This is a genomic window from Streptomyces sp. NPDC002958 (genome assembly GCF_055563255.1).
In genome coordinates this window covers 590,853-607,410 of sequence record NZ_JBVHDS010000001.1, presented here as the reverse complement: position 1 = coordinate 607,410, position 16,558 = coordinate 590,853, and the positions used below count along the sequence as shown (strand labels likewise).

19 protein-coding genes and 1 pseudogene are annotated in these 16,558 nt (G+C 67.2%); 5 read left to right on the top strand and 15 right to left on the bottom strand.

Features of this window, described 5'->3' with window-relative positions; all coding sequences use genetic code 11:
• Positions 1-252 precede the first annotated feature (252 nt).
• The 3 genes and pseudogenes from ACZ3IC_RS02860 to ACZ3IC_RS02850 all read left to right on the top strand — a co-directional run bounded on the left by ACZ3IC_RS02860 (position 253) and on the right by ACZ3IC_RS02850 (position 1,814).
• Positions 253-824 (top strand): annotated as a pseudogene (locus tag ACZ3IC_RS02860) (dihydrofolate reductase family protein).
• Positions 825-962: 138 nt separating this feature from the next.
• On the top strand, positions 963-1,355 hold the full coding sequence (locus ACZ3IC_RS02855; RefSeq protein ID WP_467411853.1) for a helix-turn-helix domain-containing protein: 393 nt from the start codon (positions 963-965) through the stop codon (positions 1,353-1,355).
• A gap of 48 nt (positions 1,356-1,403) precedes the next feature.
• Positions 1,404-1,814 (top strand): VOC family protein, encoded by a 411-nt coding sequence (locus ACZ3IC_RS02850; protein WP_467411851.1) that lies wholly within the window; start codon positions 1,404-1,406, stop codon positions 1,812-1,814.
• Positions 1,815-2,012: 198 nt separating this feature from the next.
• On the opposite strand, the gene ACZ3IC_RS02845 is transcribed toward ACZ3IC_RS02850, so the two are convergent.
• A complete protein-coding gene (locus tag ACZ3IC_RS02845; RefSeq protein ID WP_467411850.1) occupies positions 2,013-2,567 on the bottom strand; it encodes an ATP-binding protein in 555 nt (184 codons plus the stop codon).
• Positions 2,568-2,888: 321 nt separating this feature from the next.
• Between ACZ3IC_RS02845 and ACZ3IC_RS02840 the strand changes: the two genes are divergently transcribed.
• Together ACZ3IC_RS02840 and ACZ3IC_RS02835 are read left to right on the top strand one after the other, a co-directional pair.
• Entirely contained in the window at positions 2,889-3,740 is an 852-nt protein-coding gene (locus tag ACZ3IC_RS02840) for a DUF5753 domain-containing protein (protein ID WP_467411847.1), read from the top strand.
• Between the two features lie 11 nt (positions 3,741-3,751).
• Positions 3,752-3,943, top strand: coding sequence for a hypothetical protein (locus ACZ3IC_RS02835; RefSeq protein ID WP_467411845.1), 192 nt, complete (start codon positions 3,752-3,754; stop codon positions 3,941-3,943).
• Positions 3,944-4,003: 60 nt separating this feature from the next.
• On the opposite strand, the gene ACZ3IC_RS02830 is transcribed toward ACZ3IC_RS02835, so the two are convergent.
• The 14 genes from ACZ3IC_RS02830 to ACZ3IC_RS02765 form a co-directional block, all read right to left on the bottom strand.
• Positions 4,004-4,654: an OmpA family protein gene (locus ACZ3IC_RS02830; protein ID WP_467411842.1), complete on the bottom strand. Its 651-nt coding sequence runs from the start codon at positions 4,652-4,654 to the stop codon at positions 4,004-4,006.
• Positions 4,655-4,662: 8 nt separating this feature from the next.
• Positions 4,663-5,280, bottom strand: coding sequence for a hypothetical protein (locus ACZ3IC_RS02825; protein WP_467411841.1), 618 nt, complete (start codon positions 5,278-5,280; stop codon positions 4,663-4,665).
• A gap of 31 nt (positions 5,281-5,311) precedes the next feature.
• Positions 5,312-5,920: a pilus assembly protein TadG-related protein gene (locus ACZ3IC_RS02820; RefSeq protein WP_467411839.1), complete on the bottom strand. Its 609-nt coding sequence runs from the start codon at positions 5,918-5,920 to the stop codon at positions 5,312-5,314.
• Positions 5,917-6,153, bottom strand: a complete 237-nt coding sequence (locus tag ACZ3IC_RS02815) for a hypothetical protein (RefSeq protein WP_467411837.1) — start codon at positions 6,151-6,153, stop codon at positions 5,917-5,919. Before ACZ3IC_RS02815 ends, ACZ3IC_RS02820 begins: the two co-directional genes overlap by 4 nt.
• A 245-nt stretch (positions 6,154-6,398) precedes the next feature.
• On the bottom strand, positions 6,399-7,502 hold the full coding sequence (locus ACZ3IC_RS02810) for a response regulator (RefSeq protein WP_467411836.1): 1,104 nt from the start codon (positions 7,500-7,502) through the stop codon (positions 6,399-6,401).
• 52 nt (positions 7,503-7,554) lie between these two features.
• Positions 7,555-8,889: a sensor histidine kinase gene (locus tag ACZ3IC_RS02805; RefSeq protein WP_467411835.1), complete on the bottom strand. Its 1,335-nt coding sequence runs from the start codon at positions 8,887-8,889 to the stop codon at positions 7,555-7,557.
• A 51-nt stretch (positions 8,890-8,940) separates the two neighbouring features.
• A complete protein-coding gene (locus ACZ3IC_RS02800; RefSeq protein ID WP_467412118.1) occupies positions 8,941-9,828 on the bottom strand; it encodes a DUF5936 domain-containing protein in 888 nt (295 codons plus the stop codon).
• Between the two features lie 14 nt (positions 9,829-9,842).
• Complete coding sequence (locus ACZ3IC_RS02795; RefSeq protein WP_467411832.1) at positions 9,843-10,781, bottom strand: type II secretion system F family protein; 939 nt, start codon at positions 10,779-10,781, stop codon at positions 9,843-9,845.
• A 10-nt stretch (positions 10,782-10,791) separates the two neighbouring features.
• On the bottom strand, positions 10,792-12,129 hold the full coding sequence (locus ACZ3IC_RS02790; protein ID WP_467411830.1) for a CpaF family protein: 1,338 nt from the start codon (positions 12,127-12,129) through the stop codon (positions 10,792-10,794).
• Positions 12,130-12,197: 68 nt separating this feature from the next.
• Positions 12,198-12,605, bottom strand: a complete 408-nt coding sequence (locus ACZ3IC_RS02785; RefSeq protein WP_467411828.1) for a TadE/TadG family type IV pilus assembly protein — start codon at positions 12,603-12,605, stop codon at positions 12,198-12,200.
• A gap of 3 nt (positions 12,606-12,608) precedes the next feature.
• Entirely contained in the window at positions 12,609-13,082 is a 474-nt protein-coding gene (locus ACZ3IC_RS02780) for a TadE family protein (RefSeq protein WP_467411826.1), read from the bottom strand.
• 3 nt (positions 13,083-13,085) lie between these two features.
• A complete protein-coding gene (locus ACZ3IC_RS02775; protein WP_467411825.1) occupies positions 13,086-14,390 on the bottom strand; it encodes an AAA family ATPase in 1,305 nt (434 codons plus the stop codon).
• 7 nt (positions 14,391-14,397) lie between these two features.
• Positions 14,398-15,105 carry a Flp pilus assembly protein CpaB gene (cpaB, locus tag ACZ3IC_RS02770; RefSeq protein WP_467411822.1) on the bottom strand — a complete coding sequence of 236 codons (708 nt, stop codon included), beginning with the start codon at positions 15,103-15,105 and terminating at the stop codon, positions 14,398-14,400.
• Between the two features lie 75 nt (positions 15,106-15,180).
• Positions 15,181-16,047 carry a hypothetical protein gene (locus tag ACZ3IC_RS02765; RefSeq protein ID WP_467411821.1) on the bottom strand — a complete coding sequence of 289 codons (867 nt, stop codon included), beginning with the start codon at positions 16,045-16,047 and terminating at the stop codon, positions 15,181-15,183.
• Positions 16,048-16,558 lie beyond the last annotated feature (511 nt).

The window sequence follows — 16,558 nt, the reverse complement described above, 5'->3', positions numbered from 1 at the left end:
CTCGACGAAACACCCCTCCGCCCCTCTTCCCGACTCTCTTCCCGATTCGTTCGCCACGCTCTCCCGGTCCGAGGACTGACGAGCGCACCGAACGCCCTCCTCCGGGACCGGACGTGGTCAACTCGCCGTAGCGGCAGGGAACGGCCGGCGATTGTTTCGGCAATGACCGATGAGTCCCTCCACGATCGGCAGTCAGTGAGTAGGAGACAGTTGATGCACCGCAGCCACGTGACATGACCTCGGGAGACTCAGATGCGCACCCTGATCAGCACCGCCTTCATCTCGCTCGACGGGGTGGTGGAGGCTCCGGGTGGGGAGACCGGCTACCGGAACGCGGGGTGGACCCTCAAGAACGTGGAGTTCGTACCGGAGGCCTTCGAGATCAAGGGCCGCGAGCAGCAGGAAGCTGCCGCGATGATGCTGGGCCGGGTCAGCTACCAGGCGTTCAGCCCGGTCTGGCCGGACATGGCGGACTTCGCCGACTACAAGGTGATGCCGAAGTACGTCGTCTCCACCACCCTCACCGAGGGCGACCTGGTCCAGAACTGGGGCGAGACCACGATCCTGCGCTCACTCGACGAGGTCGCCGCCCTGAAGGAGACCGAGGGCGGCCCGATCATCGTCCACGGCAGCGCCACCTCAACCGCAGCCTCTCGGACGCCGGCCTGATCGACCGCTACCACCTCCTCGTCTTCCCACTCCTCCTCGGTGCGGGCAAGCGCCTGTTCAGCGACGCGGACAAGGACACCCAGAAGCTGAAGCTCGTCGAGCACGAGGCGTACCCCAACGGCCTGCAGAAGAACGTCTTCGACGTCGTCCGCTGACACCTCCGCCCGGCCCCCGCAACGCGCCGGGCCGGGCCTCGCCGGGCCTCGCCAGGACGGCTTCGAGGAACAGTGGGCACGGGCCCGCCAGGAAGACCTCGGCCCGCAGACCCGGATGCTGTGTGGTGTCATGGCTCCATGAACCGCGCCGTGGAGGAGACCAACCGCCGCATGCTGCGGGCGCGGGACGCGATGGACCGCGCCTATGCGCAGCCGCTGGACGTCCCGGCCCTGGCCCGTATCGCGCACGTGTCCCCGGCCCACTTCACACGTACGTTCCGGGCCACGTTCGGCGAGACACCCCACCGCTACCTGCAACGCCGCCGTGTCGAGCGCGCGATGTTCCTGCTGCGGGAGACCGACCACAGCGTGACGCGCATCTGCTACGAGGTCGGCTTCGGCAGCCCGGGGACGTTCAGCCGTACGTTCCACGACATCGTCGGCCGGTCGCCGAGAACGTACCGCAAGGAAGCGGCGGCCACGAGCGTCCCGACGTGCTTCACCATGGCATGGGTACGGCCGAGCACCTGAGCGGTTCTGGATAAGTTTTTCTCGACCGTGCCCCGTAGCGTGAGGCACATGTTCAACGCCATTACGCACTCGCAGATTTACGTCCTCGACCAGGACGAGGCCCTCGACTTCTACGTCGGCAAGCTCGGCCTGGAGATCAGCGCCGATGTGGACATGGGCTTCATGCGCTGGCTGACCGTCAGCGTCCCCGGCCACCCTGAGCGCCAGATCATGCTGGAGAAGCCGGGCGCCCCGGCCATGTCCGAGGACACGGCCCAGCAGGTACGGGAGTTGGTGACCAAGGGTGCGATGGGCGGCTGGCTCATCCTCACCACGGACGACTGCCGCAAGACGTACGAGACGCTGCTGGCCCAGGGCGTCGAGTTCACCGAGGAGCCCACCGACCGCCCGTACGGAACCGACTGCGGCCTGCGCGATCCCTTCGGCAACCGCATCCGCTTCACCCAGCCGAAGAGCTGAGCACATTCCCGATCGCGCAGCGGGGGCCGGAGCGAGGACGCACCGGCCCCCGCGTGCGTGTGTCCGGGGCGGCGAGCCTCTTGGGACGGCGGGGACACCGGTCGCGCCGGCGCCGCGTGCGTGCGACCGGGGCGGGGCGCGGACGGCCACCGCTGCGGCCTCGCTCAGGACACTGGCCGATCTGTTCGGCGGGCGGCCTCAGCGGGGCAACTGAACCCACAACTTGATTCCTTGCTGCGGCGGGTCGGCCTCGCCGGTTCCCCACTCCCCGCCCCAGTCGTCGACAACGGCCGCCAGCAGCCAGAGCGCGCGCCGACGCCGCGTTTCGCAGAGCGCGGCCAGGTCGGGTTCGGCGTGATGCGGGTGCTGGTCCCAGACGAGGAGCCGGACCGCGTCGTCCCGCTGGCGCAGAGACACGTAGAGGTCCTTACCCGGGCTCATTCTGGCGGTGACCGAGATCAGCTCATCCACGACATGCGTGGCCGGCCAGACGTACGGGGCAAGCCCGTGCGCCTCCAGTGCGGCGGCGACGACGGTCCGTCCGATGAACGCGCTGCGGACATCACCTGGCAGCGTGAAGCTCAGCCCGAGCCCACGCGCGGAGCGGCTCTTGGGTCGGAGGTAGGGCCGGGGATGCGACTGCGGGTTCGGTCGCAGGGCAGGATGCGGATACGAATTCGGGTGCGTGGACGGGACCGGCATACGTGTCTCGGCGGCGGCCGGACAGAGTGCGGCGATCGGAGATGAATGCATGACTGACTCCCCTGATGCAGATGGTGAGTTGGCGGCGTCTCTCTTTTCGCGTGGGCGCGCACGGGTGGCTCACGTTGTTGTGTTGTGGACGAGCAGTGGCCTGTCTCCCTGACGCGGGACTGCCTCTCCCAGGGAAGGAGGTTGCGGGCAGGACCGCGTGATGCACTTCCGGCTCGTCGTCGCTGTGTGAGCGGTGCGTGACCCAACGTAGCGCAGCGGTGGCACACGTGTCTCCCGATTGGAGGTAATTGCCTCCCATCTGTTGGACTGGGCGCGCGTGCAACGGCAGACTGTTCCCACAGTCCGTGGAAGAGAGGGCCTATGCCGAGCAGTTCCACTCCGACGGAGCGCCAGAAGCGACTCGGCGCCGAACTGCGCAAGATGCGCGTCGCAGCCGAGGCAACCACCGCGTACGCGGCCGGGCTGCTGGGAATCGACCGGACAAAGATCTCCAACATGGAAGGCGGGGTCCGCCCGATCGCACCCGCACGCGTTCGCACCCTGGCCTGCAACTACTCCTGTGCCCAGCCTCTTTACGTCGACGCGCTCGTCGAAATGGCCGAGCAGCGCGAGCGTGGGTGGTGGGAGCAGTACAGGGGCACACTCCCGCCGGGTCTCCTGGACATCGCCGAGCTCGAATGGCACGCGACACGTATCCGTACGGCGCAGACCGTCCATCTTCCCGGTCTGCTCCACACCGACGGATATGCGCGAGCGGTGTTCGGTGCTGTTCTGCCCGAGCTGTCCCGCTTGGAGATCGAACTGCGGGTCGCGCACCGCATGGAACGGCAACAGGTACTCGACCGCGAAGATCCGATCGACTACGTGGGCTACATCCACGAGGCGGCCCTGCGCATGCAGTTCGGCGGTCGAGACGTCACGCGCGAGCAGTTGTTGCACCTGTGCGAGATGTCAGAACGCAAGCATGTCGATGTACGGGTGATTCCGGTGGACCGAGGTGCTTTCCCCGGAGCCGGGCACGCCCTCCTCTATGCCCACGGTGTCGTTCCCCAACTCGACACCGTGCAGCTCGATTCAGCTCATGGCCCGGAGTTCATGCACGCGGATGCGCAGCTGACCAAGTACCGCGCACACCTGAACTGGATGGAGGGCGCCTCGCTGTCTTCCGCCGAATCCCGGGACTTCATCCGTGCCGTCTCTCGCCAACTTTAAGGAAGTTCAGCATGCCTGAGATCAACTGGGAAGAGCCGTACTGCGGTGAGGGAAACAACTGTTTCCGGCTGGGCACTGACATAGACGGCAACGGGTTCATCGCCGTAAGAGGCGAGGAGGATCGTTACATCGTCGACAGCCGCGAGGCCCTCCAACAGCTGATCCGCGACATCAAGGCCGGCAAGGCCGACCACCTGCTGTAACAGCAAGGGCCCGGCACCGCGACGCGCTCGCAGTGCCGGGCCCCTGTGTGTGCGGGTGCCTCAGGAAGAGGTGCCGCGCGGGAAGGAGACCTCCACGCGCCGGTTCTTCTTGCGGCCCTCTTCCGTGCTGTTGTTGGCGATCGGGTACTGCTCACCGTAGCCGCGGATATCGAAGCTGACGGTCGAGCCCAGCTCCTTGACCAGCACCGACTGCACGGCGTTCGCGCGCTGCTTGGACAGCACGTCACCGTGGGCCGAGGAACCGAGATTGTCGGTGAAGCCGAAGACACGCACCTTGGTCGCGTTCTGCTTCTTGATCTCGGCGGCGATGGCCGCGATACGCGCGTTGGCGGCAGAGCTCAGCTTGGCGCTGTCCTTGCCGAAGAGGACCTCTGCCTGGAGCGCGAACTTGATGTTCGCGTTGCTGTCCTCGCGACGCTCTTCACCGCCCTCGTCCTCGATCACCTGGACGATGTCGAGAACCTTGGCCGGGGCGAGCGTGCCGCCTTCGGGCATCTTCAGGTCGGGATCGTTGGGGTCGAGCTCTACCGACGGCACCGATGCCGACTCGGTGCCTGGCGGCACGCTCGGGCCGTCCTCAGCCAGAGCCGCCGTCGCGCCGAAGACGGTACTTCCGGCCAGCAGTACCGCTACAGCGATGGCCCGCCCTGCGGCATGGCGTTGCCTGTGCCGTGTACGAACGCATTCCATGTCGGCCATCACCCAGAAATCTTCAGCGAGGCAGTGGCGAACGTCGGTAGCGTGAAGTCGACTTCAGTGGTGGTTTCCGGCGGTGCCGGGAACTGCATGAAGACAGAGACCGACTTACCCTCCTGAATCGCTGTCAGCCCGGTCGTGCAGAGGCATCGCCCATCCGTGTCCCGAAGAATGTAGTAACGCTTCTTGCCGACCTTGTCCACAAGCGTGGCGCCTGCTACGGAATTCGGATTATTGATGACGATTTCATTCTCGCTACCCGCCCACTGACCGGCACTGCGAATACCGTCCCCGTCATTCTTGATCACGCCACTGACAGTAACGAACCCGCCGCTGTCGCGCTTTACCTCATTGACGACAAGAGTCAGCCCACTACGACCATTGACCTGCGCAAGTTTTACATTCGGGTCCACGTTTTCCCCGGCCGCAGTGTCCTCCTGCTTTGCGCCCTTGCCTTCTTCCGAGGGCGTGGACGGAGCGGAGGAGGGCGACGGACCGGCACCATTGGTCTTTCCGCCACCGTCATCGGTGCCGCAACCGACGACGGTCAGGGCCATTGTTGCCGCCAGCGAGACGGCTGCCACTGCCCTTCGGGACTTGGTGGAGCGCCGAATGCTCATGGGTTCTGATTCCTTTACTCGTCGTTCGCTGTCAATTGTCGACCAGGTGCACGTCGTAGAGAATCCTGCTCACCTTGGACCAAGGCGGGGGACTGCCCGGGGCGATTTCGACCACCCCGGCGCTCCCGCAATGGAAGATGTACAAGTCCTTGACGCCGTTATCGTCGAAGTCCAAGGCCTCCCACACGGGGCAACGGAACTCGACAATGGCAGTGGCCGTGGCTTTCGCGAACTTTCTCTCCGTGCCGGGAATCACCGACGAGTCCACCGGATTACGGCCCTTGACCTTAACCTCGATCTGGTCTCGATAGCCGCCAAGCGTCGGCCAGCAGCCGCTGAGTCTCGCCTGATTCTCTGCGGCAAATTTGCGAGCCGCGGGGCACCCGTTAACCAGGTGGGCCTGAAGGAACTGCTCCAGCATGTCATTGGGGAGCGACGCGAGGAAACCGGCCTTGAAGTCTTCACGATTCTGTTGAGCGGCAGCCAGTGCGGCAGCGTCCGCCGCGCCCTGGGCTCCATTGCGCAAGGCCGCGGCCTTGCCGACGGCAAAGAATGCGAACACGAGGAAGAGCAGGCCCGCCACCATCACTACATAGATGGGGAAGGCCTGCCCTGCATCGCGGCGACTGCGCTCGATCACTCGCCACCCGCGGTGATCTCGGCCACCATGTTGGTGATCCGATCCGAGATGTCGCCGCCGATACCCGTAGCCATGATCGCCCCGATGATCGCCACGACCACCAGGATGATGCCCAGGTACTCGAACGCCGTCTGACCCCGGTCCTTGGCCTCGTAGCGCTTCTGGATCGCGCTGACCGCGGTATTGGCCCAGCCGTTGACGCGCACGGCGGTCTTCAGGGTGATGTTCGACATGGAATTCCCCTCCGGATTCGGCCGACCGGTAGCTGGCCGACTCGCACGTTTCTTGGGTGTCGCCCGCGGTTCCGGCTTCCTCCTGGCCGGAGCCGCCGGCGACGTGAGAAACATACGGCGGCACGCCGTGCTCGCCGGAGGGTCCCAGGGCCCATTCCCGGGCCCAAAGCGTGAGTTGGGCCTCCCGCGCCGGTACGAACGGGGCCCCACGCCCCGCACGTACCACCATGCTTCCGCTGCGACGCTCAGCCACGGTGACCACCGGCCCCGTGCGCCCCTGGACCCGCCGCGGGGGCCGTGCCGAGCCAGCGGGCGATGGCCTCACTACGGCTGGCGCTGTGCAACTTGGTGAAGATGCGGTTGATGTGGTTCTTGACCGTCTTCTCGCTGATGAAGCAGGTGGCGGCGATCTGCTGATTGTTCATGCCGGACGCGATCAGCTCCATGACCTCCGCCTCCCGCGAACTCAGCCCGTACTGCCGCCTGTTGGGTGTCAGGCCCGACCCTCCGGTCAGGGAAGACTGTGCCACAACGGGTTGCAGATGCGAAAGACCCTGTGACGACCGGACCTGTCGCGCCACAGGTGAAGTCGGTTCGGGCTTGGGGGCATGTGCAGGCGCACCGTGTTGCTGTACGGAACTCGGGGCATGGCCGTCGTAGCCGGCCCCCGAGTACGGAACGCCCGCGTTCAGGGCGGCACCAAGCCCCTCCGGAAGTGGTCGTCCCTGCGGGCCGTGGCCCTGCCTCATGTGGGCGAGGAGGGCGTTGGCCGCGGTGGCGGTGAAGTGGGCGCGGCCGCTCTTGGTGTCGCGTACCGCCTGCACCAGCTGGTCGGCCGTGAACTCGCCGTGGACCAGATAGCCGCCCGCACCCAGGCGCAGGGCCTCGTGGACGATCTCGCTCTCGCGACTGTAGGTCAGCATCATGACCGGCGCGACCTGAACGAGGTGGGGCAGGGCGGAGATGCCGTCGACGCCGGGCATGCGGACGTCCAGCAGGACGACATCCGGGCGGTGTTGTACGGCCATGTCGTAGGCCTGGCGGCCGTCTGCGGCCTCGGCCACGACTTCGATGTCGTCGCGACCGGAGAGCAGGACGCCCAGGCCGGCCCGGACCACGGGGTTGTCGTCGGCGACGACGACCCGCAGGACACCGGGTACGGGCGTGGGCGGCGCCGCGGGGAAGGGATGCATGGACTCGGATGCCGCGGACTGCTGGGGGACGGGGGCGGGAACCGCGGGGGAGCTGGCCTCCGAGTTGAGCGGCGTGACGTGCGAGGACGTGTGCTGGGAGGCATGGTTCCGTGCTGCCCAGTTCTGGCCCGACGCGCGGGAGACGTCGTCCGGCATCTGCGACCTCCTCTCAGGGTTTTATGGGGGGTGAGGGTGGAGTTGGAGTGGTTCAGTTCGGTTGCTCAGTTGAGTTGCTCTGTGTCGAGAGCGGTGCGGTACTGAGTGCGGCGATCGGGAGTTCCAGGCGTACTTCGGTGCCCTTGGCCGCCTGGCCCCTTCCGATACGGATGCGGGCGCCGATGGATGCGGCGCGTTCGACCATGCCGACGAGGCCGAAGTGTCCGGCGTGCCGGAGTCCGTCGAGCGTGGTGCCCGGAGGCAGACCGCGCCCGTCGTCGTACACGCTGACGCACAGGACATCGCCCTTCACACCGACCAGTACGACGAGGTAGGTGGGGTGGGCATGGCGGTGGGCGTTCTCCATCGCCTCGGAGGCGACAGTGAGGAGCTGGCGCGCGACGACCTGGGGGACGTGCGGTATCGGTTCGTCGTCGAGAAGTCGAAAGGAGGCCGTGAGTCCGTGGCGACAGGTGAAGTCGTCCGCACGGGCCCGGAGTTCCCGTACGACATCCACACCGCCGTCGAGTCCGGTCTCTCGGCGCAGGTCGGAGAGGAGTTCGCGGGATTCGGCAGCGGCCCGACGGGCGGCGCGGGCGACCAGCTCGGCCTGGTGTTTGACGGTGAGCGGGTCCATGCGGTCGGAGGAACCGGCCAGGCCGTCGGCGGCCAGCGCCAGGCCGTGCAGGGTCTTGGCTACGGAGTCGTGCATTTCTCGGGCGAGTCGGGTGCGTTCGCCCTCCACCGCCTCACTGACTGCCAGGCGGGCCCTGGTCTCGGTGAGGGCCTGGCTGGCCGTACCGAAGCGGAGAAGCAGGTTGCGCAGGGTGACACCGACCGCACCCGCGATGACGCAGAAGCCGGGGAGGAGGATCGCCGTGGCGTCGGTCGGCTGCAGTTTCGGATCAGCGTTGTACACGCCGAGAACAATGATGGTCTGGAGCGCGGCGAAGACCGCCGCCCCTCGCCAGCCGGAGACGAGCCCGGCCAGCAGCGGGGTGCACACGGTGACGTACGCGAGGGTGGACTCGGGGCCGGCGGTGATCAGCAGCAGAGCACCGAAGAGGGCGTCCATGCCGAGCAGCCAGGGGTGGCGCAGGAGGACCGGGCCGAAGCGTTCCCAGTCGCGGAACAGGACGTACGAGCCCATGAAGGTGACAAGGATGGCCGAGCCGATCAGCCAGGAAGCCGGTCCCTTCGCGGTGTGGCCGATCGCGAACGGCGTGGCTATGGCGATCATCGCGAGCCGGAAGCCGAAGACCTGGCGACACATCGCCTGCAGCGCATTCAGCTGGATCGCGAACGCCGGGCGTGACCCGGGGTCGGCGATCGCCTGACGCAGCTCCGCATTCAGTCCGGTCTGGGTGCCGCCGAGTGGGAATGACACGAGCCTGTCACCTCCCTCCGACCGTCCAGCCCGCCGCCCGCCGAGTTCACGTCATCCGCCCGCGAGGGAGCCGAAGTCGATGTTCGCTCCGTAGACGAAGCCGACCGTCAGCAGCACCAGGGTTCCCGGAAGCAGGAACGTCGTGACGGCGAAGGTCGCCTTGGGCACGGCCCTGGCCGCCTTCCGGCGGGCGTTCTGGGCGTCGGTGCGGCGCATGTCGTTGGCGATCTGGATCAGCGTCTCGACGATCGGTGCACCCAGCTCCTCGCCCTGCTGGAGTGTGGTCACGAACATGGCCACCTGCTCCGAGTCGTTGCGTTTGCGCAACTGGTCGAAGGCCTCGCGGCGGCTGACTCCCATGTCCATCTGGCGCAGGGTGATGCGGAGTTCGTCGGCCCAGGGGCCCTCGTACTTCTCGGCGACGCGTCCCAGCGCCTGGCGGAAGCCGAGGCCGGCCGAGACGACGACGGCGAGGACGTCCAGGAAGTCGGGGAGGGTCCGGTCGATGTGGTCGCGGCGGACGCGGACCGCCGACCAGATGCCGACCTCGACCCAGAACAGTCCGAAGGCGATCAGCAGCAGCGCGAAGAGGATCTGGCCGCGCATGAGCATCGTGAAGGCGCCGAACGCGCCGAGTCCGCCGTAGACGGCGCGGCGGGCGGCGTAGCGGTCGATGGTCAGACCGCCCGGGTTGCCCGCCAGGTCGATCTGGCGGCGCTTCTTGTTGACGGCCTTGGGGCCCATCATCCGCAGGACCGAAGGGGCCCAGCGCATGCCGAGCCGGTCGATACCGGAGCCGACCGCGCTGGTGCGGGTGGAACCGACCTCCAGGGCGATCGCGAGGTCGCCGGGGAGCTTCGCGTCGCGCCGGTACATCCGTATGCCGGCGGTTATTCCGTACACCGCGAGACCCATGACGCCGGCGAGCAAGAGGCCCATATGCGCGCCGCCCATCAGACGTCGATCCGGGACATGCGACGGATCACGATGAATCCGATCGTGTACAGGGCGATGGAGATGACCACCGCGACCTGGCCGAGGAAGGCGCCGGTCATGCGGTCGAGGGCGCCGGGCATGACCGCGTTCATCAGGAGCATGGCGCCCAGGCCGAACATCGGAACGGCGTAGGCGGTGACGGTGACCTGGGAGAGCTGGGTCTTGACCTCGCGCCGGGTCTCCTTGCGCTCCTCCAGCGTTTCGGTGAGGTTGCGCAGGGAGCTGACGACCGTACCGCCGGCCCGGTTGGACAGAACGAGGGTCGTGACGAGGACGACGAGTTCGCGGGAGGGCAGTCGGTCGGTCAGCTCACTCATGGCGTCTTCGAGGGGTTCGCCGACGGCGAGGCGGCGCGAGACCCGGGCCAGTTCCTCGCCCGCGGGGTCCTCCATCTCGTCGGCCGCCATGCCGATGGACGTACGCAGCGCGAGGCCGGCCTGGGTGGCGTTGGCGAGGATGCGGGCGAGTTCGGGGAGTTGGTTGATGAAGCGCTCGGTGCGCTTCGTCCGCTGCCAGTTCAGGAAGGCGTTGGTGCCCCAGAGGCCGATGAGGGCGGCGACCGGGCCGAAGAAGCTGGCGAGCATGGACGAGGCGATCAGCCAGAGGCCGGCCATGGAGGCGAGCGCGTAGACGAGGAACTCGCCCGGGGTGATCTCGAGACCCGTGGCGGCCAGCTTCAGTTCGAGCTTCCGGCCCAAACCGGTCTTGCGCAGTCTGCTGTCGAGTGCCCGGAAGCGGCGATGTCGACCGGTCTCCGGGATGTGGCCGGTGTGCGAAAGGCGGTCCACCAGGGCGTCCCGGTCGGCCTTCCCGCCGGAATAGGCGTGCAGGCCCACGACGCCGGTGACGCCGGCGAGCAGCGTCACGCCGATGGTGAGTAGAGGAAGATTCGTCATGGCACGGTACCTAGTTGGCCTCTCGGGTGGCGAGCTGTTCGGCGGAATCGGCGACCCCGAAGGCCTGCGGGACGGGCTGGCTGGCCATGAAGAGGCGGTCGGCGATCTTGCGCGGGATCGGGAGGTACCTGAACTCGCCGTTGATCCGCCCTTCGGCGTCCATCGGCTGGGCGTCGAACCGGGCGACGGTCACGATGCGGTAGGGGTCGCGGCCGTGCGAGTCGAGTACGGCGATCTCGGTGATCTTGCGGGAACCGTCGGCGTGCCGGGTGAGCTGGACAATAACGTCGACGGCGCTGTTGATCTGGTCGTGCAGCGCCTCGAACGGGATCTTGATCTCGGACATCGAGGCCAGGGTCTGCAGACGCATGAGCGCGTCCTCGGCGTTGTTGGCGTGGACGGTGGCGAGCGAGCCGTCGTGACCGGTCGACATCGCCTGGAGCATGTCGAGCGATTCACCGCCACGGACCTCACCGACGACGATGCGGTCAGGTCGCATACGCAGGGAGTTGCGGACCAGGTCACGGATGGTGATCTGGCCCTTGCCCTCGACGTTCGCCGGCCGGGACTCGAGCCGGATGACGTGGCTCTGCTGGAGCTGGAGCTCGGCGGAGTCCTCGATGGTGACGATGCGCTCGCTGTCGGGGATGAGGCCGGAGAGCGCGTTGAGGAGCGTCGTCTTTCCGGTACCGGTGGCGCCGGAGACGATGACGTTGAGCTTGGCCTGGACGAGTCCGGAGAGCAGGATCAGCATCTGCTCGTCGAGCGAGCCGACGTTGATCATTTCCTGGAGCGTGAAGGCCCTGGGGAACCGTCGGATGGTGAGCGTGGCGCCGCTCAGCGACAGCGGCGGGATGATCACGTTGACACGCTCACCACTGGGTAGACGCGCGTCAACCATGGGGTTCGACTCGTCGACGCGGCGGTTGACGGTCGAGACGATGCGCTCGATGGTCTGCATCAGCTGTTCGTGCGAGCTGAAGCGCATCGGGAGCTGTTCGACCTTGCCGCTGCGCTCGACGAAGATCTGGTCAGGTCCGTTCACCATGATTTCGGTGATGGACGCGTCTTCGAGGAGCGGTTCCAGAATGCCGAGACCGAGGGCCTCGTCGACGACCCGGCGGATCAGCTGGGTGCGTTCGACAGTCGAGAGGACCGGGCCTTCGCGGCTGATGATGTGGCTGAGCACGCGCTCCAGCCGGGCCCGCCGGTCTGCGGCGGCGAGCGAGGACATCTCCGCCAGGTCGATCTCTTCGAGCAGCTTGGCGCGATAGGCGGCCACCATGTGGCTGTCCTCCCGCGCCCCGCCGTTCTTCTCGGGGGCGGTCATGCGTGCCCGCAGACTCATTCCGTAACTCCTCGTTCCCACTTGCTTGTTGATCCGCCGACGAGACAGCGGTGTGGTGCGCCGCGGGGTCAGGTGCGCGGCATCGTGGAACTGCGTTCGGCCGGACCCCAGATATGGACGCCCGGGATGATGTCGGGCACGTCGACAATGACGGTGCAGGTGACTTTGTCGAAGGAGGAGCGGGCGGGCTCGAAGTCGGCCCGTTCGGCGGTCCAGTCGCTCATCGCGTCCTTGGCTGCCTGCTCGTCGCAGTCGCCCGTCGACATGCTGGCCGTACGGGCTCCCGCCCGGGCCCCGGTCCCCGCCTGGTTGGCGGCGTACGCGGCGAGGCCCGCCTGGATCGCGAGGAGGCCGACCAGGAGCAGGAGGGGGAGGAAGCCCAGATACTCGATGGCGACCTGGCCGCGGTCGCGGCGAGGGGCGGCGGTGGTGGTGGTAGTGGCCGTCCGGCCGGGTGTGTGCGTGCGCTTGCTCATCGCTCAGCCCTCCAGCGGGAACGCGGCGTTGCCTTCGACGCGAAACGGCCAGTTGAGTACACCGGGCACCAGGACCGGCACTTGCAGCCTGACCTCGGCCGTGTACATGCCGGACCTGGAACGGCACTTCGTCTGCTTCATCGACTTCTGCCAGGCCTTCGGCAGGTGCTCCTTGGCCGCGTGCCGGCATTCCTGCACCCGCAGGCCCTCTGTGATGGCCCCCTGGTGCGCCGCCTTGTCCGCCGCGTTCCCCGCCAGGGAGAACGTGTAGCCGATCAGCGCGCACTGCCAGAGCACGACCGCCAGCAGGATGATCAGCGGTGTGACGCCCAGGGCCTCGATCGTGGTCTGGCCGCGGTCGCGCTTGCGGCCGAGCAGGTGGCCGTGCAGTCGGCCACGCGTCCGGCCATGCGCCGGGGACGGATCACCGTAGCGCCTTCCCCGTATCTCCATGTCTGTCGTCTCGGTAAGTGCCATTGGTCAACTTGCCCCCTTGGTCGTCGCCCGGTTCCGGGCGTCGCCGTCACGTCGGCCGACGCGTGGGCGCCCGATCGAGCCTCGGTCGTTCTTGAACATTCCGCTGCTCTTCGCGCCGCTCTTCTCGGCCTTGTCCGGAACCTTCACGATGCCGAGCTCGCCCGCAAGGGCCCAGAGGGCCTGTTTGACGGTGCTCTTGGAGTCGAGGTCGTGCAGACGGCCCGCGTCGACGACGCTCTGGAGTTCCTTGAAGTTCGCGGGAACGGCCGTGTTCGCCGTCCGGGTTCCGGTGATCTTCTCGATCAGCGGTGGCTGGATCTCGGTGTTGCGGATGAAACGGTTGACGACGGTGACCGTCTCCTCCGCCTTGCGGATCTGGAGCCGGTCCCACATCCGTACGAGGCGCTTGGCGCCGCGCACCGCGATCACATCGGGCGTGGTGACCAGCAGGGCCGTGTCTGCCATCTCGATGGCCGCGGCGCTCGCTCCCTGCAGCTGGCTGCCGCAGTCGATCACCACGACCCCGTAGCGCGAGCGCAGGGCACTGACGATCTGCCGGGCAGAGCGGTCGCTGACCTCCTCGGCGCTCTCGCCCTCGCCGGGTGCCAGGAGCAGCGCGAGGCCGGTGCCGTGGGTGAAGACGGCGTCGGACAGGACGCGCGGCGAGATGTCGGTGATCGTCGACAGGTCCACGATGGAACGCCGGAACTGCACATCGAGGTACGAGCCGATGTCGCCGGCCTGAAGGTCCATGTCGACGAGGGCGACGGTACGGCCGGACGCCTGTGCTGCCAGGGCGAGTTGTACGGCGGTGACGGTGGTGCCGACCCCGCCCTTGGCGCCGCTGACCGTGATGACCGTACCGCCGGGGCCGGTGAACACCTCGGCTCCGGAACTCAGGTGGCGGCGGACGCCGACGGACCACTGGGCGGCGGACTGGACCCGGTTGGCCAGTTCCTCGTAACTCAGCGGCAGGGTGACGACGCCTCGCGCCCCCGACTCCATGGCGGACGCGAAGAGGCCAGGGGTGACGTCGGCGGTGATCAGCACGACCCCGATGGCGGGGAAGCGCAGGGAGACCTCCCTGATCAGTTCCAGCGCCGGCACCGGACCGATCCGCTCGTGGACCAGCACGACCTCGGGCAGCTCGTCGAGGGACTCGCCCGCGAGCCGGGCGAGAGTGTCGATGAGCTGCGTCGAGTCGCTGACCGGAGCAGCCGGCTCGGCGTCGGGGAGCTGACTGAGCAGGGTGGAGACGGATCTGGCCGCGTCGACGTCACCGACGGCCGGGAGGATCCTGGTGGTCATGCGATCCTCACTTGTCCTTGTCGATCGTGTAGCTGCGGTCGCCCGGGCGGATGGTGCTGTCGCTGCCGGAGGCCAGGAGCGCGAGACGTACGTGCTCCGCGAAGGACTCGGCGTAGGCGATGCGCTGGGTGTCGAGCGTGTTGAGCGCGAAGGTGATCGGGACGGCCTCGGTGCCCATGCTGGACTTGCCGTCGCGGCTGGGCTCCAGGGCGGTCAGCTTGCCGACGTCCAGCACCTTGGCGTTGGAGACGATGACCTTCGACTGGGAGGGTTCGCCTTCGCGCTCACTGGCGAAGGTGGCGTAGATGTTGACCGTGGCACCGGGGGTGATCTTGCCCGCGACGCCGGTCGCGGCGTCGATCATGATGGCGATCTCCTGCTCCCCGGGCTGCAGTTCGGGGCGCTTCTGCATCATGTCGGACTGGAGCAGCGAGCCCTTGCGCAGCTGGGTGACGGCGATCTTGCCGTTGATCTCGGAGAGGTCGGTCACCGCGTTGGCGGAGAGCCAGCGCTTCGGCATCGAGATCTTCTCGAACTGCCCGGACGACAGGGCGGTATAGGGCGCTACATCGGATTTCAACTGGTAGGCCGAGACCTCGGGGCCCACCTTGGTGTTGACATCGCTGATCACCGAGAGCACGCCGGCGAAGGCGCCGAAGGCGCACAGAACCGACAAAAGCAGGAGTATCACGCCGCGGCGCTGGCGGGAGTTCATGAGCCGGACAACCTCGTTCGAATCGGATGCGTGGGGCAGCGGACGGGAGGGCGTCTGCGGAGGAAAGCGGAAGCGCTAGGACTGCGGTGGTGCGGGCACTCCATGGCTGACGACACCGGCGGAGTGCATTCGGCTCTCGGCTGCGGGTAGCGGGGAGGAGCAGAACCCGCAGCGGTCACCGATGAGGTCCATTCCGCACCAGTGGCAGTTCTCGCGACGTACGGAGGACACCAGTTGATACAGGACGGAGATGTCTGGCAGATAGGCAGCGAATTCCACCAGTTTCCCGGTTCCCCACCATGCCGGGGAATCGGAAGGAAGCGCGGCCTCATGAATGGTCTGGACCTGCCACGCGGGTGCGAGGGTCCGCTGCACCCACTCCGACTGCGACTGCCCTTTGGCGGTCATCAGATGGGTGGCGAATTCCGGGCCGGTCGGCGGGTCCGCCTTCGGGCCGACCCTGACGAGCTGCGGGGTCGGCCCCGCGACCGCGGCGAACTGGGAGCCCGGCACCCAGGACTTGGCGTGCGTCCTGAGGTCGACCGGCATCCGGTCGAACTTGGTGACCGAGTTCAGCAGGGCACCCGCGTGGATGTAGTGGGACAGCAGCCGGGCGGCGGAGGCGACCACTCCCGGACTGAAGTCGCAGATGGACAGCTGGCGCAGCTGCCTTACGAGTACGGCGACGCCCAAGGGGGGGAGGTCCACCTTGAGCAGGGCGATGCGGTCGCTCTCCAGAACGGACCGCACCGAGTACAGCCGGCGCTCGTGGGCGGGCGCGATGCTGGTCGGGTAGACGGCGACGACGTACCCGTGCTGTTCGAGCAGCACATGCATGTCGCCGATGGCCATCTCCAACGCCTGGGCGTCGGGAGCCTGCAGCAGGGCGGCTGTCGGCGTCTGCTGGTCGGTCGGAGGTAGTACCAAATCAGCACTGGTCACTGCTATTGCGGTCGGCACGCTCTTCCCCGTTTCGGCTCCGGCCAAACGCCGGTCATGACGTAGGCCGCAATCGCTCCTGCTCCGCGGATCTGCTTCAGCACTTTATCCACGTCCTACCTGGTAGAGAACACTTTTCGGAGGCCAGTACGGCAACGTGTGCGAGTCGCCCACGTAACGGCCCCGTGCTAAATCGGATCAAATCGAGAATCGTTAACCCCCGTACCACTGCGGAGGGTTACGAATCCACCCTGCGATTACCTGCGACCCGGAATTCATCTCCGCACGTCAGACCGGATGCGGAACCTGCGGACGCCCCTCCGACGGGCGCCGGGTCGTCACTGTCCGAGCACTTTCACCACATCACCCGCACGAGGGGCACACGAGGTCAACAAAACGTCAATTCCTCGGGGGACCGAGGCCGTTGCGGAGCGCGCGAGGGGCGTTCGCGGGTGGATGACGGGGCGGACGGGGACTGCGGGGCGCCGTGCCGTGCACGGTGGTGCGGTGGAAC

Bases quoted from the DNA above. Each gene is read 5' to 3' on its own strand.
- ACZ3IC_RS02855 (WP_467411853.1), top strand. From the start codon at position 963: ATGAACCGCGCCGTGGAGGAGACCAACCGCCGCATGCTGCGGGCGCGG.
- ACZ3IC_RS02850 (WP_467411851.1), top strand. From the start codon at position 1,404: ATGTTCAACGCCATTACGCACTCGCAGATTTACGTCCTCGACCAGGAC.
- ACZ3IC_RS02845 (WP_467411850.1), bottom strand. From the start codon at position 2,567: ATGCATTCATCTCCGATCGCCGCACTCTGTCCGGCCGCCGCCGAGACA.
- ACZ3IC_RS02840 (WP_467411847.1), top strand. From the start codon at position 2,889: ATGCCGAGCAGTTCCACTCCGACGGAGCGCCAGAAGCGACTCGGCGCC.
- ACZ3IC_RS02835 (WP_467411845.1), top strand. From the start codon at position 3,752: ATGCCTGAGATCAACTGGGAAGAGCCGTACTGCGGTGAGGGAAACAAC.
- ACZ3IC_RS02830 (WP_467411842.1), bottom strand. From the start codon at position 4,654: ATGGAATGCGTTCGTACACGGCACAGGCAACGCCATGCCGCAGGGCGG.
- ACZ3IC_RS02825 (WP_467411841.1), bottom strand. From the start codon at position 5,280: ATGAGCATTCGGCGCTCCACCAAGTCCCGAAGGGCAGTGGCAGCCGTC.
- ACZ3IC_RS02815 (WP_467411837.1), bottom strand. From the start codon at position 6,153: ATGTCGAACATCACCCTGAAGACCGCCGTGCGCGTCAACGGCTGGGCC.
- ACZ3IC_RS02810 (WP_467411836.1), bottom strand. From the start codon at position 7,502: ATGCCGGACGACGTCTCCCGCGCGTCGGGCCAGAACTGGGCAGCACGG.
- ACZ3IC_RS02800 (WP_467412118.1), bottom strand. From the start codon at position 9,828: ATGGGCCTCTTGCTCGCCGGCGTCATGGGTCTCGCGGTGTACGGAATA.
- ACZ3IC_RS02795 (WP_467411832.1), bottom strand. From the start codon at position 10,781: ATGACGAATCTTCCTCTACTCACCATCGGCGTGACGCTGCTCGCCGGC.
- ACZ3IC_RS02790 (WP_467411830.1), bottom strand. From the start codon at position 12,129: ATGAGTCTGCGGGCACGCATGACCGCCCCCGAGAAGAACGGCGGGGCG.
- ACZ3IC_RS02785 (WP_467411828.1), bottom strand. From the start codon at position 12,605: ATGAGCAAGCGCACGCACACACCCGGCCGGACGGCCACTACCACCACC.
- ACZ3IC_RS02780 (WP_467411826.1), bottom strand. From the start codon at position 13,082: ATGGCACTTACCGAGACGACAGACATGGAGATACGGGGAAGGCGCTAC.
- ACZ3IC_RS02775 (WP_467411825.1), bottom strand. From the start codon at position 14,390: ATGACCACCAGGATCCTCCCGGCCGTCGGTGACGTCGACGCGGCCAGA.
- cpaB (WP_467411822.1), bottom strand. From the start codon at position 15,105: ATGAACTCCCGCCAGCGCCGCGGCGTGATACTCCTGCTTTTGTCGGTT.